13 protein-coding genes are annotated in these 15,093 nt (G+C 75.9%); 10 read left to right on the top strand and 3 right to left on the bottom strand.

Translation table 11 applies throughout. The features are described from left to right. Nucleotides 1-221 precede the first annotated feature (221 nt). The 3 genes from IEY75_RS12375 to IEY75_RS21475 all read left to right on the top strand — a co-directional run bounded on the left by IEY75_RS12375 (nt 222) and on the right by IEY75_RS21475 (nt 2,405). Nucleotides 222-1,037 (top strand): sigma-70 family RNA polymerase sigma factor, encoded by an 816-nt coding sequence (locus IEY75_RS12375; RefSeq protein ID WP_189114424.1) that lies wholly within the window; start codon nt 222-224, stop codon nt 1,035-1,037. Next, complete coding sequence (locus IEY75_RS12370) at nt 1,024-1,641, top strand: GtrA family protein (protein ID WP_189114423.1); 618 nt, start codon at nt 1,024-1,026, stop codon at nt 1,639-1,641. Before IEY75_RS12375 ends, IEY75_RS12370 begins: the two co-directional genes overlap by 14 nt. 62 nt (nt 1,642-1,703) lie before the next feature. After that, on the top strand, nt 1,704-2,405 hold the full coding sequence (locus IEY75_RS21475; RefSeq protein ID WP_189114422.1) for a GtrA family protein: 702 nt from the start codon (nt 1,704-1,706) through the stop codon (nt 2,403-2,405). Nucleotides 2,406-2,432: 27 nt separating this feature from the next. Here the strand turns inward: IEY75_RS21475 and IEY75_RS12360 are convergent, their stop codons facing one another. Continuing rightward, nucleotides 2,433-2,984, bottom strand: a complete 552-nt coding sequence (locus IEY75_RS12360) for a PH domain-containing protein (RefSeq protein WP_189114421.1) — start codon at nt 2,982-2,984, stop codon at nt 2,433-2,435. A 170-nt stretch (nt 2,985-3,154) separates the two neighbouring features. Between IEY75_RS12360 and IEY75_RS12355 the strand changes: the two genes are divergently transcribed. Beyond that, nucleotides 3,155-4,516 carry a TrkH family potassium uptake protein gene (locus tag IEY75_RS12355; RefSeq protein WP_189114420.1) on the top strand — a complete coding sequence of 454 codons (1,362 nt, stop codon included), beginning with the start codon at nt 3,155-3,157 and terminating at the stop codon, nt 4,514-4,516. Next, nucleotides 4,509-5,174: a potassium channel family protein gene (locus IEY75_RS12350; protein ID WP_229789595.1), complete on the top strand. Its 666-nt coding sequence runs from the start codon at nt 4,509-4,511 to the stop codon at nt 5,172-5,174. The genes IEY75_RS12355 and IEY75_RS12350 overlap by 8 nt, the downstream gene beginning before the upstream one ends. A gap of 15 nt (nt 5,175-5,189) precedes the next feature. Here the strand turns inward: IEY75_RS12350 and IEY75_RS12345 are convergent, their stop codons facing one another. Then, a complete protein-coding gene (locus tag IEY75_RS12345; protein ID WP_189114419.1) occupies nt 5,190-6,074 on the bottom strand; it encodes a biotin--[acetyl-CoA-carboxylase] ligase in 885 nt (294 codons plus the stop codon). Nucleotides 6,075-6,596: 522 nt separating this feature from the next. Here IEY75_RS12345 and IEY75_RS12340 point away from each other — a divergent pair. Together IEY75_RS12340 and IEY75_RS12335 are read left to right on the top strand one after the other, a co-directional pair. Then, nucleotides 6,597-8,183 (top strand): acyl-CoA carboxylase subunit beta, encoded by a 1,587-nt coding sequence (locus IEY75_RS12340; RefSeq protein ID WP_189114418.1) that lies wholly within the window; start codon nt 6,597-6,599, stop codon nt 8,181-8,183. Nucleotides 8,184-8,273: 90 nt separating this feature from the next. Further along, the gene (locus IEY75_RS12335; RefSeq protein WP_189114417.1) at nt 8,274-9,665 is read left to right on the top strand and encodes a TerB N-terminal domain-containing protein; all 1,392 of its coding nucleotides are present in this window, start codon (nt 8,274-8,276) and stop codon (nt 9,663-9,665) included. Nucleotides 9,666-9,714: 49 nt separating this feature from the next. On the opposite strand, the gene IEY75_RS12330 is transcribed toward IEY75_RS12335, so the two are convergent. Further along, nucleotides 9,715-11,643 carry a serine/threonine-protein kinase gene (locus IEY75_RS12330; protein ID WP_189114416.1) on the bottom strand — a complete coding sequence of 643 codons (1,929 nt, stop codon included), beginning with the start codon at nt 11,641-11,643 and terminating at the stop codon, nt 9,715-9,717. A 115-nt stretch (nt 11,644-11,758) separates the two neighbouring features. Here IEY75_RS12330 and IEY75_RS12325 point away from each other — a divergent pair, with 115 nt between their 5' ends. The 3 genes from IEY75_RS12325 (at nt 11,759) to IEY75_RS12315 (ending at nt 14,476) form a co-directional block, all read left to right on the top strand. Then, complete coding sequence (locus tag IEY75_RS12325) at nt 11,759-11,977, top strand: acyl-CoA carboxylase epsilon subunit (protein ID WP_229789594.1); 219 nt, start codon at nt 11,759-11,761, stop codon at nt 11,975-11,977. Nucleotides 11,978-12,072: 95 nt separating this feature from the next. Then, entirely contained in the window at nt 12,073-12,693 is a 621-nt protein-coding gene (locus IEY75_RS12320; protein ID WP_189114415.1) for a Maf family protein, read from the top strand. A gap of 34 nt (nt 12,694-12,727) precedes the next feature. Further along, nucleotides 12,728-14,476 carry an acetyl/propionyl/methylcrotonyl-CoA carboxylase subunit alpha gene (locus IEY75_RS12315; protein ID WP_189114414.1) on the top strand — a complete coding sequence of 583 codons (1,749 nt, stop codon included), beginning with the start codon at nt 12,728-12,730 and terminating at the stop codon, nt 14,474-14,476. The last annotated feature ends 617 nt before the right edge of the window (nt 14,477-15,093 follow it).

Here is a 15,093-nt window from a genome sequence, read left to right as displayed (position 1 = left end):
GCCACAGACTAAACCCCGAGCCCCTTAACCGCAGCTTGGCGGCTTGTGAAGAAATGCACAAGCCAATCGTGAGAGTCCGTTCACCTGTCCGCCGGCCGGCGTCCGGGACGCCCCGGGCGAGGGACCCCGACACTCCTGTCGGCCCCAAGAATTGCATTAAATCGCTCACAAGCGGTAAAAATTCATCATTCCGCCCCAACCCTCCCCCAATCGGAGGCGGCATGGTGACACCTGCGCCGCCCGGTTCCCGACAAACCGGGCAGCAGCGCCAGACCGACTACCCAACCGACCACTCGCCCACCGACCCGACACCCGAGGACCACGCACTGCTCACCGCCGTCCGCGGCGGGGACAGCCGCGCCTTCGGACCGCTGTACCGGCGCTACGCGCCCGCGGCGCGCCGCGCCGCCTACGCCCTCACCGGCAACCGGACCGAGGCCGAGGACCTCGTGGCCGAGGCCTTCGCCAAGGTGCTCGCCGCCCTGCGCCGCGGCTCCGGCCCCAGCCGGGCCTTCCTGCCCTACGTCCTGACCACGCTGCGCCACCTGCGCATCCGGCACGCCGGGGTGGCCGCCCGGATCGAGCTGACCGACGACCTGACCCGGTACGAGCGGGGCGAGCCGTTCCAGGACCCCTCGGTGGCCGCGCTGGAGCGCCGGTACGCCGCCCGCGCCTTCGGCAAGCTGCCCGCGCGCTGGCGCACCGTGCTGTGGCACACCGAGATCGAGGGCGGCAGCCCCAGTACGGTCGCGGCCCTGCTCGGGCTGACGCCCAACGGGGTCGCCGTGCTGGCCCACCGCGCCCGCGAGCGCCTGCGCCAGATCTACCTCCAGGAGCACATCAGCGTCCCGGGACCCGGTCCGGCGCACGCCGCGGCCGGCCAGTTGGGCAGCTACGTGCGCGGCGGCCTGGCCAGCCGCGCCCGCTCCAAGGTCGCGACCCACCTGGCGGCCTGCCCGGCCTGCCGCCGGCTGCACGGGGAGGTCGCCGAGGTCGCCTGCGGCCTGCCGCGGGGCGCGATCCATGCGCAACCGTGACACCGCCGACTCCGGGGAGCCCGCCGACCCCGGGTACCGTGGGCCGGTGCCTCACGGAGAAGCCCTCGCCGTCACCGACCCGGTGGCGCCCCTGACCGGCCGCCGGCCGGGGTGGTGGCCCGCGCTGCGGGACCGGGTCGGGCACCTCGTGCGCGAGCTGGGCAAGTTCGGCACCGTCGGCGCGGTCGCCTTCGGCGTCGACACGGCCCTGTTCACCTGGCTCAACGCGGGGCTTGAGGTCGAGCCGCTGCTGGCCAAGACCCTGGCCACGCTGGTGTCCGCCTCGGTGGCGTTCGTCGGCAACCGGTTCTGGACGTGGCGCCACCGCGCCCGCTCCGGGCTGGGCCGGGAGTACCTGCGGTACTTCCTGCTCAACGTCGTCGGGCTGGCCATCGCGCTCGCCGTGCTCGCCCTGAGCCACTACGTGCTCGGCGCGTTCTGGCCGGTCCTGCGGACCGACACCGCCGACCTCATCGCCGCCAACGTGGTCGGCAACGCGCTCGGCACGCTGTTCCGCTTCTGGTCGTACCGCCGGTTCGTCTTTCTCCTCGCCGATTCCCCGCAGGTCGGGCGTCCCCCCGCCGATCCTCGACAGTCGGGGTGACGTACGACCCACTGACCCGTCGGCGGCGGCAGCCCGTCGCCGCACTCCCGTAAGGTGGCCGCATGCGTCCAGCCCGACCCCTCGCCCAGCGTCCGCGCACCCGTGCGGCGGCGCGGCAGACCCGGAGTCGCGCACCGCACCCCCGCCCCGGCCGCCAGGCCGCGGCCCGCCCCGGCGCCGCGCCGCACGCCAGCGCGCCGGCGGCCCCGCGCCCGGCCTGGGTCGCCGCACTGCTCGGCCTGCTGCCGGCGAAGCTGCGCACCATCGGCCCGGAGGCGGCCCGGTTCCTGATCGTCGGCCTGCTCAACACGGTGGTCAACTTCGCCGTGTTCAACGCGCTGATCTTCACCGTCTTCGGCAACGGCCAGCTCAAGGCCAACGTCGCCGCCACGGCCGTGGCCACGGTGATGTCCTACCTGATGAACCGCCACTGGACCTACCAGCACCGGCCGCGGTCGCAGAAGCGGCGCGAGTTCACGCTGTTCGTCTTCTTCAACCTGGCCGGCCTCGCCATCGAACTGCTCGTGCTGTTCGGCGTGAAGTACGGCCTCGGGCTCACCGCGATCCTGGCGATCAACGCCGCCAAGGTCCTCGGCCTCGTCCTCGGCACGGTCTTCCGCTTCTGGGCGTACCGCACGTTCGTCTTCATCGGCACGAGCGTCACGGTGCCGGCCCCGCAGCCGCGCCGGGCGCAGGACGCCGACATCGACCGCGAGTTCACCGCCCTGACCGGCCCGCTCGTCGGCGGGCGCCAGGACCGCTGAGCGCCCCGCCACCGCGGGACCGGTGACTCAGGCCGGCAGGCGCTCCTCCCCCAGTGGCCCCTCGGTCCGCTCGGGGGCGGCCAGGTGCGCCAGCCGGTCGGCCTCGATCAGCTCGTACAGCGTGGTCTGCACCCGCTCCACCTGCGGCACGTCCACCAGCGTCGCCTGCCCGCGCTCGCCCGCGGACTCGATGGTGAGCGTGCCGCAGCCGAGCAGCCGCTCGGCGAACCGCTGCGTCATCGCGTGGTCGTTGACCCGGCTCAGCGGCACGTCCCGGCGGTCCCGGGCGAGGACGCCCCGCTGGAGCAGGACCCGCTCGCTGGTGAACACGTAGTGCGTGGTCCGCCAGCGCAGGTACGGGACCGCGGCGAAGGCGCCGATCAGCACCAGGACCAGGCCGAGGAGGATGTACAGGCTCACGGTGCCGGTCTCGCCGGCCGGCAGGTACGCGAGCCCGACGCCGAGCATCGCCAGCGACCCCAGCACCACCAGCGCGGGGCGGACCAGCGCCTTGGCGTGGGGGTGCAGGTGCAGCACGATCTCCTCGTCGGTGGTGAGCACATCGTCGGGAAACGCCATGGCGGACCTCCACAGTGCGACTGTCCGCGACGCTATCCCACCCCGCCGCGCGCCGGCCGCCGACACGTGCGGTACGAGGCCGCGGTGTGGGGCGGCGGAACGGGGCCGCGGCGCGGTGGATCGGCGGACCGGCCGGCGGCGCCGGGGGGCCGCCCTCTAGCGTGGGCGGGGTGGGATGGCAGCGACGCAGGCCGTGGGCGCGGCCGTCGGCGGGAGCGCACCCGACGCGGGTGATCGCCGGGGCGTTCGCCACCGCCGTCGCCGTCGGCACCGCCCTGCTCAGCCTGCCCGCGGCCGCGACCGCGGGCCGCTCCACCGCGCTGCTCGACGCCCTGTTCACCGCCACCAGCGCCGTCTGCGTCACCGGGCTGGTCGTCGTCGACACCGGCGCCCACTGGTCCACGTTCGGGGAGCTGGTCATCCTCGGGCTGATCCAGGTCGGCGGCCTGGGGATCATGACGCTGGCGACCCTGTTCACCGTGCTGCTGTCGCAGCGGTTCGGGCTGCGGGCGCGGTTCCTGGCGCAGGCCGAGACCAAGGCGCTGGAGCTGCGCGACATCGGCCGGCTGATCCGCCGGATCGCGGCGTTCCTGCTGGGCTTCGAGGCGGCCGTCGCGCTGGTCCTGGCGGCCCGGCTCGCGTTCGGGTACGGGGAGCCGGCCGGCCGCGCCGCCTACCTCGGCGTCTTCCACGCGGTGGCCGCCGTCAACAACGCCGGCATGTCCCCGCACGCCGACAGCCTCGTGCGCTACGCCGTCGACCCGTGGATCTGCCTCACCGTCAGCGCGGCGGTGATCGTCGGCGGGCTCGGCTTCCCGGTGGTGTTCGAGCTGGCCCGGCAGTGGCGGCGACCGCGGTCCTGGTCCGTCCTCACCCGGATCACGCTGACCTTCAGCGCGGTACTCCTGGCCGGCGGGACCGTCGTGTTCGCGGCGGTGGAGTGGGGCAACCCGGCGACGTTCGGGCCGTTCGGCGCCGGGGGCAAGGTCATGTCCGGGTTCTTCGCCTCCGTCCAGACCCGGTCGGCCGGGTTCAACACCGTCGACGTCACCGCCCTGCGGCCGGAGAGCGTCCTGGCCACCGACGTGCTGATGTTCATCGGCGGGGGCAGCGCCGGTACCTCCGGCGGGATCAAGGTGACCACGTTCGGGCTGCTCGCGTACGTGATGTGGGCCGAGATGCGCAACGAGCCGCACGTCAGCGTCGGGTACCGCCGCATCCCCGCCGCCAACCAGCGGCAGGCGCTGACCGTGGCGCTGCTCGGGGTCGGCCTCGTCGTGGCCGCGACCTTCGCGCTGCTGGGCCTGAGCGCCGCCCCGCTCGACCGGGTCCTGTTCGAGGCGATCTCGGCGTTCGGGACGGTCGGCCTGTCCAACGGGCTCACCGCCGCCCTGCCGCCGGCCGGGCAGCTCATCCTCGTCGCGCTGATGTTCCTGGGCCGGACCGGCCCGCTGACCGTGGCCGCGGCGCTGGCCCTGCGCGAGCACGGCCGCCGCTACACGCTGCCCGAGGAGAGGACGATCGTTGGCTGACAACTCCGACGAGCCGGTCGTGGTGCTGGGGCTGGGCCGGTTCGGCACGGCGCTGGCCCGCGAGCTGGTGACGCGCGGCCACGAGGTGCTGGCCGTCGACAACGACGGGGCGGTGGTGCAGGCGCTCGCCGGCCAGCTCCCGCACGTGGTCTGCGCCGACACCACCGACCCCGAGGCGATGCGCCAGCTCGGCGTCGGCGAGTTCCGCCGGGCGGTGGTGGCGATCGGCACCAACATCGAGGCCAGCGTCCTGACCGCGGCGCTGCTGTACGACCTGCGCGTCCCGCACATCTGGGCCAAGGCAGTGACGACGGCGCACGCCACGATCCTGTCCCGCGTCGGGGCCCACCACGTGGTCAAGCCCGAGTTCGAGATGGGCGAGCGGGTCGCGCACCTGATCTCCGGCAACCTGCTGGACTACGTCCAGGTGGACGGGGACTTCGCCGTGGCCAAGACCACGCCGCCGGCCCGCATCGTCGGCCGGCCGCTGCGCGACTCCCAGGTCCGCACCCGGCACGGGGTGACGGTGGTGGCGATCCGGCCGGCGGCGACCGGCGAGTTCGGGTACGCGACCGGCGACACCGTGCCCGCGGCCGGCGACCAGGTGCTGGTCATCGGGCGGACCGACCAGGTCGAGTCGTTCGCCGCGGGCGACTGACGGCGCCGCCGCCCCTCAGTCGACGCCCGCCGGCCGGACGTGCCGGACGTCGCCGGCCGCCACCGGGTACAGCCCGTCCGCCGTGGCCACCACCAGCCTGCCGTCGACGTCGACGCCCGTCGCGGTGCCGGTGACGGCCGCGCCGTCGGGCAGCGTCACCCGGACCGCCGTGCCGACCGTCGCGCAGTCCGCGACGTACGCCTCGCGCAGGCCGCTGCGCCCGGGGTCGCCGCCGGCCGCCCGCCAGGCGGCGTAGCCCTCGGCGAAGGCGCGCAGGAGCGCCCGGAGCACCGGGGCGCGCTCGGCGTCGGCGGCGCCCGCGAGGCGCAGCGAGGTGGCCGGCGGGCCGGCCGGCAGCTCGTTGACCCGCAGCGAGACGTTCAGGCCGATGCCGACGACGACGGCGGGGCCGTCCTGCCCCGGTACCACCTCGGCGAGGATCCCGGCCACCTTGGCCGGGCCGGACGCGGTGGGCAGGAGGACGTCGTTGGGCCACTTGAGGGCGGGCTCCAGCGGCGTGGTCCGGCGGATCGCGGCCACCGCCGCGACGCCGGCCAGCAGGGGCAGCCAGCCGTACGTCGCGGGCGCGGCGGGCGCCCAGCCCCGCCCGGGTGCGGCGAGGCCCGGCCGCAGCAGGACGCTGAGCGTGAGGCCGGCGCGGGCCGGCGAGCGCCACACCCGGTCCAGCCGCCCGCGGCCGGCGGTCTGCCGCTCGGCCACGACCACCAGCCCCTCGGGCTTGCCGGCCCGGGCCGCGGCCGCGGCGTCGGCGTTGGTGGAGCCGGTCTCCGCGCGCAGCACGAGCTGCGTCCACAGCCCGTCCGGCACCAGCAGGCCGCGGCGCAGCGACGGCCCGTGCAGCGGCGGACGTTCCACATCGGAGTACGGCATATCGGTCACGCGGACCACTGTAGTGCCTGGTCCCCCGTCCTACGGCCCGGGCGGCGGCGCCGCCGGCGGGCGCCCGGGCGGCGGACCCGCCGACACCGACGGCCCGGGCGCCGCCGCCCGCAGCACCGGATGCCGGGCCACGGGACCGGCCGGCGCGGCCGCCCTGGATCGCGGCACGGGTGACGCGAGCGACACCAGCGGTTCGGACGACACGGGCGACGCGGACGACACGGGCGACGCGGGCGACACGAGCGGCCCGGACGACGCGGGCGATATCGGCGGCACGGGCGATATCGGCGGCGCGGGTGCGGAGCCCGGTGGGGCGGGCGCGGCCCGCCGGGCGCCCCGCCGGTCCGGGCCGGCGGCCGGGTCGGAGGCGAGCAGCGCCACGAGTACGGCGAGCCCTCCGAAGAACAGCACCCCGCCAAACAGGATGAATCCCATCACACCCCTATGATTTGGCCCCCACCCGACGCGCCCCGCCCGACACGCCGACGACCGGTCCGCCAGCGGGATCGTTACGATCCTCGCGTGACCGCACAGACCGAAGGCATCGACATCCACACCACGGCCGGGCGCCTGGCCGACCTCGACCGCCGGGTCGACGAGGCGGTCCACGCCGGCTCGGCCCGCGCCGTCGACAAGCAGCACGCCCGCGGCAAGAAGACCGCCCGCGAACGGATCGCGCTGCTGCTCGACGAGGGCTCCTTCGTCGAACTCGACGAACTGGCCCGGCACCGCTCCACGGCGTTCGGCCTGGAGCGCACCCGCCCGTACGGCGACGGCGTCGTCACCGGCTACGGCACCGTCGACGGCCGGCAGGTGTGCGTCTTCGCACAGGACTTCACCGTCTTCGGCGGCTCCCTCGGCGAGGTCTTCGGCGAGAAGATCGTCAAGGTCATGGAGCTGGCGATGAAGATCGGCTGTCCGGTGGTGGGGATCAACGACTCCGGCGGCGCCCGGATCCAGGAGGGCGTGGTCAGCCTCGGCCTGTACGGCGACATCTTCTTCCGCAACGTGCGCGCCTCGGGCGTCATCCCGCAGATCTCGCTGATCATGGGACCGTGCGCGGGCGGGGCGGTCTACTCCCCCGCCGTCACCGACTTCACCGTCATGGTCGACGGCACGAGCCACATGTTCATCACCGGCCCGGACGTGATCAAAACGGTGACCGGCGAGGACGTCGGGATGGAGGAGCTGGGCGGCGGCCGCGCCCACAACACCAAGAGCGGCAACGCGCACTACCTGGCCGCCGACGAGGACGACGCGATCGAGTACGTCAAGACCCTCCTGTCGTACCTGCCCAGCAACAACATGGACGACCCGCCGCGCTACGACGCACCCGCCGACCTCGCCCCCACCGACGCCGACCTGGCACTGGACACGCTGATCCCCGACTCGGCCAACCAGCCCTACGACATCCACCGGGTGATCGAGGCGGTTCTCGACGACGCCGAGTTCACCGAGGTGCAGGCGCTGTACGCGCAGAACATCGTCGTCGGCCTCGGCCGCGTCGAGGGCCGCCCGGTCGGGGTGGTGGCCAACCAGCCGCAGCACTTCGCCGGCTGCCTGGACATCGCCGCCAGCGAGAAGGCCGCGCGCTTCGTCCGCACCTGCGACGCCTTCAACATCCCGGTCCTGACCTTCGTGGACGTCCCGGGCTTCCTGCCCGGCACCGGCCAGGAGTGGGACGGCATCATCCGCCGCGGCGCCAAGCTGATCTACGCGTACGCCGAGGCGACCGTGCCGAAGGTCACCCTGATCACCCGCAAGGCGTACGGCGGGGCGTACGACGTCATGGGCTCCAAGCACCTCGGCGCCGACCTCAACTTCGCCTGGCCGACCGCGCAGATCGCCGTCATGGGCGCCCAGGGCGCCGTCAACATCCTGTACCGGTCCGAACTGGCCGCCGCCGACGACCCCGAGGCGGTCCGCGCCGAGAAGATCGCCGCCTACGAGGACACGCTGGCCAACCCGTACGTCGCCGCGGAGCGCGGCTATGTGGACGCGGTGATCCGGCCGTCGGAGACCCGCGCGCAGATCGTCCGGGCGCTGCGTACGCTGGCCACCAAGCGCGAGACGCTGCCCGCCAAGAAGCACGGCAACATTCCCCTGTAGGCACCCGCCATCTCCCCGGGGGCACCGCTCCGCGCGGCTGCCCGCACCGTCCGTGAGGAAAATCCCGCCAAACGGAAGGCGTCCCACCCCGTGACCACCACGACGGCCCACCCACCGAGGGAGCCCGCCACCAGCGCCGACGCCGCCTGGCTGCCCGCCGGCGCCGCGCCGGTCACCGTCCGCGGCTACCGGCTGCGCGGCGGCCTGCTGTACCTGGGCAGCGGGCTGGCCGCGGCGTACCGGCCGGTGGCGGAGCCGGCGCTCGTGGACCCGGCGCTGCCGGTCCGCCGGGTGCGCCTGGACCAGGAGACCCCGGCCGGCGACGCGGCCCCGGCGTACGCCGACCTGACCGCCGGTGCCCGCGCCGCGTACCTCGAGTGGCTCGCCGACGACCGCAGCGGGCCGACCGCCCCCGCGCACCTCTGGCTGTACCTGGCCGGCCTGGAGCGCCGCGTCCTGCACGACCTGGCCGGCGACCCCGACGGGCTGGCCGACTACCAGGCCATCGGCGCGGAGGTCGCCCGGCTGCGGCGCGAGTACGGCCACCTGGCCACCTTCGACGCCCAGGCCGCCGCCTTCGAGGCCACCGTGGACGGGCTGGCGGCGCTCGCCGACCCGCACCTGCACCCGCCGATGATGCTCGGCCGGCTGTCGCCCCGCCTGGTGGCCGGCCTGGGCCGGTACCTGGCGGCCGGGCAGCCGCTGCCGGCCCCCTGGGCGTACGCGTGGGCGGTCGCCGCCGGCCACGAGGCGGCCGGCCGGGACGACTTCGTCGCGCGGTTCGAGGCGGTGCACCCCGACGGGCTCGCCGTACCGCCGCCGCCCCGCCCCCTGGCCCTCACCTACCGCCCCGTGAACCCCGGCTTCGACGACCGCACGGTCACCCTCCGCACCCCGGTACCCGACGTGCGGTCCCTGGAGGTGCCGCTGGTCGACCTGCTCGGCGCCGCGGCCAGCACCGGGCCCGTCCGGCCGCCCCGCCTCGCCGGGCCGGCCGCCGCCGTCAACGCGCTGCTGCGGCTGATCGTGCTGGCCGGCGCCGACGACGAACTGCTGGAGCTGGTCAGCCGGCACCTGTACGACCTGCACGCCCTGCCGGCGCAGGTCCGGGGGCACGTCGACGACGCGCTGACCCGGTTCGTGGCCGCGGCGCCGGACATCGGCGAGGTGCGGGCGCGGTACGCGACGCTGGACACCGACGAGCAGGACGCCGTGGCGCGGCTGCTGATCGCGACGACGAGCATCGAGGCCGTGGTGGAGCCGGAGCACGCGCAGCTCCTGGCCGCGGCCTACGACGTGCTGGGGCCGGGCGAGGGGTACCTGTGCCGGCGGCTGCGGGCCCTGGAGGTCGCGGCGGTGGTGGACGCCGACAGCGAGCGGGCCGACGCGACGGCGACGGTACTGGACGAGGCGATGGTGGCCGCGGCCCTGCGGGACGCGGCCCCCCAGCTCACCCTCCTAGAGGACCTGCTCACGCCGTAGCCGCTCCGGCGGCACCCGCCGCGGTGCGCTTCCCCGGTGCCGGTGCGGGTCAGCCGGCGCGGAACGAGGCGGCCATGATGTCCAGGCCGCTGCGGTGCTGGGACCACAGCCGGTCCGCGGCGAGCCACATCAGCGTGTACGAGCGCCCGCTCTCGGTGGTGAAGACCCGGTGGATCACGTGGTTGGCGCCGTTGTTCTCGTAGGTGAACTCCCAGTCGGCGGCGCCGCGCTGGAAGTCGACCTTCCGCACGCCCACCTCGCGGTACCCGCCGTACTCGCCGCGGCGCCGGGAGATCTCCCGGCGCCAGTAGCCGACCGGGTCGGTGACCGTGGAGTCCAGTTGCTGGATGCGGATGAACCGGTACGCGCCGCCGGTCTCCCGCAGCAGCGTGACCTGGCCCTCCGCCTGGCGGCGCAGGCCACCGGGCACGGCGACGCTGTAGCCGCGGCCGCGGTACGTCGTCCAGCCCGACGGCACGGTCGGCGCTGCGGCGCTCGGGCTGGGTGCCGGCGCGGCCGTCGCGGTCGGCGGCGCGCTCGGGGCGCCCGCCGTCGGCGACACCTGCGCCGTCGGGGCGGCGGTGGGCGCCGTCCGGGGCGGCGGGGGTGTCCCGCTGTCCCGCAGCAGCAGCGCGCCCGCCACGGCGACCACGACGAGGACGCCCGCCCCCACGCCGGCCGCCCGCGGGCGGCGCCGGACGCCGGCCGCCGCCGAGCGGCCCGCGAGGCGCACGACCTGGCCACCGGCGGACAGCCGCCGCCGCAGCCGCGCCCACGGCGACGGCCCGCGGCCGCCCGGGTCCGGGGCGGCGCCGCCGAGCGGGGTGGGCGGCACGCCGCCGGAGGTCACGCCGCCGCTGCGCGGGGCGGGCGGCACGACCGTGGTCGGGTGCTCAGCCGGGAGGTCGCCGATGACCGTGGTGCCGGCGGTCTCGGCCGCGGCCGCCTCGCGGTCGACCGCCATGCCGTGGGCGGCCACCGGCGGCCCGCCCAGCAGCGCCGTGGCGGACCCGTCGCCGGTCCCGGCCGGCTCGGCGGGGATCGGCCGCCGCGCGACCGGCAGCCGTGCGGGCGGGTCCGCCAGGCCGACCGTCGTGCTCGGCCGCTCGGCGACGGTCCGCCGGACGCCGGGCAGCATCCCCAGGCTGCTGCGCTGGCGCCGGCCGACGACCCGGCGCAGCATCCGCTCGGCCGTCTCGGCGTCGATCCGCTGGACCGGGTCCTTGCGCAGCAGGCCGTTGAGGACCGGCTTGAGCGGCCCCGCGCGGCGGGCCGGCCCGGGCGGTTCGGTGGCCAGCGCGGCGAGGGTGGCGATGGCCGAGGGCCGCGAGTACGGCGACTGGCCCTCGACGGCGGCGTAGAGGGTGGCGCCCAGCGACCACAGGTCCGCCTCCGGCCCCGCCGTGCCGTCGTGGGCGCGCTCCGGGGCGATGTAGGCGGGCGAGCCGAGTACCAGGCCGGTCCGGGTCACCACGGGGTCGCCGGGGACCGTCGCCAGGCCGAAGTCGGTCAGGACCACCCGGCCGTCGTTGCCGAGCAGGACGTTGCCGGGCTTGACGTCGCGGTGCACGACGCCCGCCCGGTGGGCGGCGCGCAGCGCCGCGAGCATCCCGATGCCGATCTCGGCCGTGCGGTCCACCGACAGCGGGCCGTCCTGGCCGAGAACGTCCTGGAGGGACCGGGAGGCCACGTACTCCATGACGATCCACGGGTCGCCGTTGGTGCGCAGGATGTCGAAGATGCGGACCACGTTCGGGTGGTTGAACCGCGCGATGGCGCGCGCTTCCCGCAAGGTGCGCTCGCGCATCTCCTGCCGCTCGTCCTCGGTGAGGCCGGCGGGCGGGATCAGCTCCTTGATGGCGACGTCCCGGTGGAGCAGCTCGTCGCGGGCCATCCACACCCTGCCCATGCCGCCTTGACCGAGCGGCTCGACGAGGCGATACCGGTCGGCGACAACCTGAGACTGCGCAGGGGACATCCCGACGACCGTACCCGCCCGGAGCACGGCCGGCGCGGGCGGGCGGCGCCGTCACCCGGCGTATGTGAGCGGCGCCACGCCCCATTGTCACCGGTGCGGAACCTATGCTGGCGGGGTGACCGACGCCCCCCGCCCCGCCCCCGACCGATCCGTGCGGATCGTCCGCGGCGCACCGACCGACCGGGAGCTGGCCGCGCTGGTGGGCGTGCTGATGACCCGCGGCCGGCCGGCCGCGGCGCCGGCCCCCGCGCGGTCCGCCTGGGCGGCCGCCGGCCGTCCCGGCGCCCCCCGCCCGGGCCGGGGCGCCTGGCGCCGCGCCGCCCTCCCCCGCTGAGCGGACGCCCGCACAGGGACCCCGCGGCGGGCGCCCAATGAGTACCCACGCGGGTGACGGCGGGGCGCCGCGACGCCGCCGGGTACGTTGCTCGCGTGACCGCGCCGCGCCTCGTCCTCGCCTCCGCCAGCCCCGCCCGCCTCGGCCTGCTGCGGGCCGCCGGCATCACGCCGGAGGTGGTGGTCAGCGGCGTCGACGAGTCGGTGGTCCCGCCGGACGACGCGGCCACCGTCGCCGGGACGCTGGCGCGGCTCAAGGGCGAGGCGGTGGCCGCCCTGCTGCGGTCCCGGGGGCGGCGCGACGCGCTGGTGCTGGGCTGCGACTCGGTCCTGGCCTTCGGCGGCCGCGTCCTGGGCAAGCCCGCCGACGCGGCCGAGGCCCGCCGGCGGTGGCGGGAGATGCGCGGCGGCACCGGCGTCCTGCACACCGGGCACAGCCTCACCGACCTGGCCGACGGCCGCCAGCTCACCCGGGTCGCGGCGACGACCGTGCGGTTCGCGCGGGTCGGCGACGACGAGATCGACGCGTACGTCGCCACCGGCGAGCCCCTGCACGTGGCGGGCGCCTTCACCCTGGACGGGCGCAGCGCGCCGTTCGTCGAGGGCATCGACGGGGACCCCGGCAACGTGATCGGCCTGTCCCTCCCGCTCCTGCGGGTGCTGCTGGCCGAACTGGGCACCCCGATCACGTCCCTGTGGGAATCGACCGCCGCGTAGACTCCCGCCCGAAACCCTTGGGGAGGAGTCCGGCGTGCGCAAGGTCCTGATCGCCAACCGCGGTGAAATCGCCGTCCGGGTCGTCCGCGCCTGCCGGGACGCGGGCCTGGCCAGCGTGGCGGTGTACGCCGACAGCGACCGCGACGCGCCGCACGTGACGCTCGCCGACGAGGCGTTCGCCCTCGGCGGCGAGAGCGCCGCGGACACCTACCTGCGGATCGACAAGCTGATCGACATCGCCGGGCGGGCGGGCGCCGACGGGGTGCACCCCGGCTACGGCTTCCTCGCCGAGAATGCCGAGTTCGCGCAGGCGGTCATCGACGCCGGCCTGACCTGGATCGGCCCGACGCCCCAGGCGATCCGGGACCTCGGCGACAAGGTGACCGCCCGGCACATCGCGCAGCGGGCCGGCGCGCCGCTGGTCCCCGGTACGCCGGAGCCGGTCGCGCACGCCGACGAGATCGTGGCCTTCGCCCGGCAGCACGGCCTGCCGGTGGCCATCAAGGCGGCGTTCGGCGGCGGCGGCCGCGGGTTGAAGGTCGCCCGGACGCTGGAGGAGATCCCGGAGCTGTTCGACAGCGCCACCCGCGAGGCCGTCGCCGCCTTCGGCCGGGGCGAGTGCTTCGTCGAGCGGTACCTGGACCGGCCGCGGCACGTCGAGGCGCAGGTGCTGGCCGACCGGCACGGCAACGTGATCGTCGTCGGCACCCGGGACTGCTCGCTCCAGCGCCGGCACCAGAAGCTCGTCGAGGAGGCGCCCGCCCCCTTCCTGACCGAAGCCCAGCGCAAGGCGATCCACGAGTCGGCGAAGGCGATCTGCCGCGAGGCCGGGTACCACGGCGCCGGCACGGTCGAGTACCTGGTCGGCGCCGACGGCACCGTGTCGTTCCTGGAGGTCAACACGCGCCTGCAGGTGGAGCACCCGGTGACCGAGGAGACCGCGGGCGTCGACCTGGTGCGGGAGCAGTTCCGCATCGCCGACGGCGCGCCCCTGCGGCACACCGAGGACCCGGCGCCGCGCGGCCACACGATCGAGTTCCGGATCAACGGCGAGGACGCCGGCCGCGGGTTCCTGCCGGCGCCGGGGGCCGTGACGGCGCTGCGGCTGCCGGCCGGCCCGGGGGTCCGGGTGGACACGGGCATCGAGGCGGGCAGCGTCATCGGCGGCAACTTCGACTCGCTGCTGGCGAAGGTGGTCGTCACGGGCGAGACCCGCGAGGAGGCGCTGGAGCGGTCCCGCCGGGCGCTGGACGAGATGGTCGTCGAGGGTATGGCGACGGTCCTGCCGTTCCACCGGCTGGTGGTCCGGGACGCGGCGTTCACCGACGCGCCGTTCCGGGTGCACACGCGCTGGATCGAGACCGAGTGGGCGGGCGGGGTCCCGCCGTTCACCGCGGCCGCGGACGCCGCCGGGCCGGCCGATGCCCGGGAGACCGTCGTCGTCGAGGTCGACGGGCGGCGGCTGGAGGTCAGCCTGCCGGCGGGCCTCGGCGGCGCCGCCGCACCGGCGGGGCGGCCCGCGCCGCGGCGCTCCGGCGGGGGCCGCAAGCAGGCCGCGGCGGCCGGCGGCGACGCGCTCACCTCGCCGATGCAGGGCACGATCGTCAAGATCGCCGTGGCGGACGGCGACACCGTCGCCGCGGGCGACCTGGTCGTGGTGCTGGAGGCGATGAAGATGGAGCAGCCGATCACCGCCCACAAGGCCGGTACGGTCGCGGGGCTGGCCGCCGCTGTCGGCGAGACGGTGCCGGCCGGCGCCACCCTCGCCACCATCACCGACTGACCGCGCGGCGTCGCCCGCCCGCGCGGCGCACCTTCCGCGCGTCCCGCACCGCACGTCCCGCAGATCCCGCGCGTCCCCCACCGCACGTCCCGCAGATCCCGCGCGTCCCGTCCGATTCAGGCTGATTGATGCGTGATCCGGGACGGTCGCGTTGCGAGAATGCGCAATCGGCCCGCCCGTCGCGCACGATCGTTTACCCCCGCGCCCGCGTGCGCGAGTCTGTGGTCACGCAACCGCACGGACCGCGCTGCCAGCCACGGGGGGTGGCAGAACGGTCCGTGCGGAAGCGGCAGACCACCGGGGCCGAGGGGTCGGCCCACGCGGGAAGGGGCCGGGATGCGCGCGGTGCGGGGTACGGGCAGCCAGGACGCGGTCATGCGCGGCCACTCGGGGCGGCGGGGCTGGGGCGGACCGGGCTGAGCGCCGAGAGCGCGCCCCGCGCCGCCGACACCCGCACTCGCACGCCGGCATCCGCACCGGCACCGGCATCCACACCGGACGCGCACAGGCACAGGCACTGAGGAACGTCGATCGAGGACGCCGCCGGGCCGGACGGGGTGCCCGCCGCGACGACCGCGACGGATCCCGTATGCCGCGGCGGGGCGGATCTCGTAGGC

The organism is Pilimelia terevasa (assembly GCF_014647915.1).
GTDB lineage: Bacteria > Actinomycetota > Actinomycetes > Mycobacteriales > Micromonosporaceae > Pilimelia > Pilimelia terevasa.
Note: the sequence above shows the minus strand (reverse complement) of the source record. Positions and strands in the feature narration are given on the sequence as shown.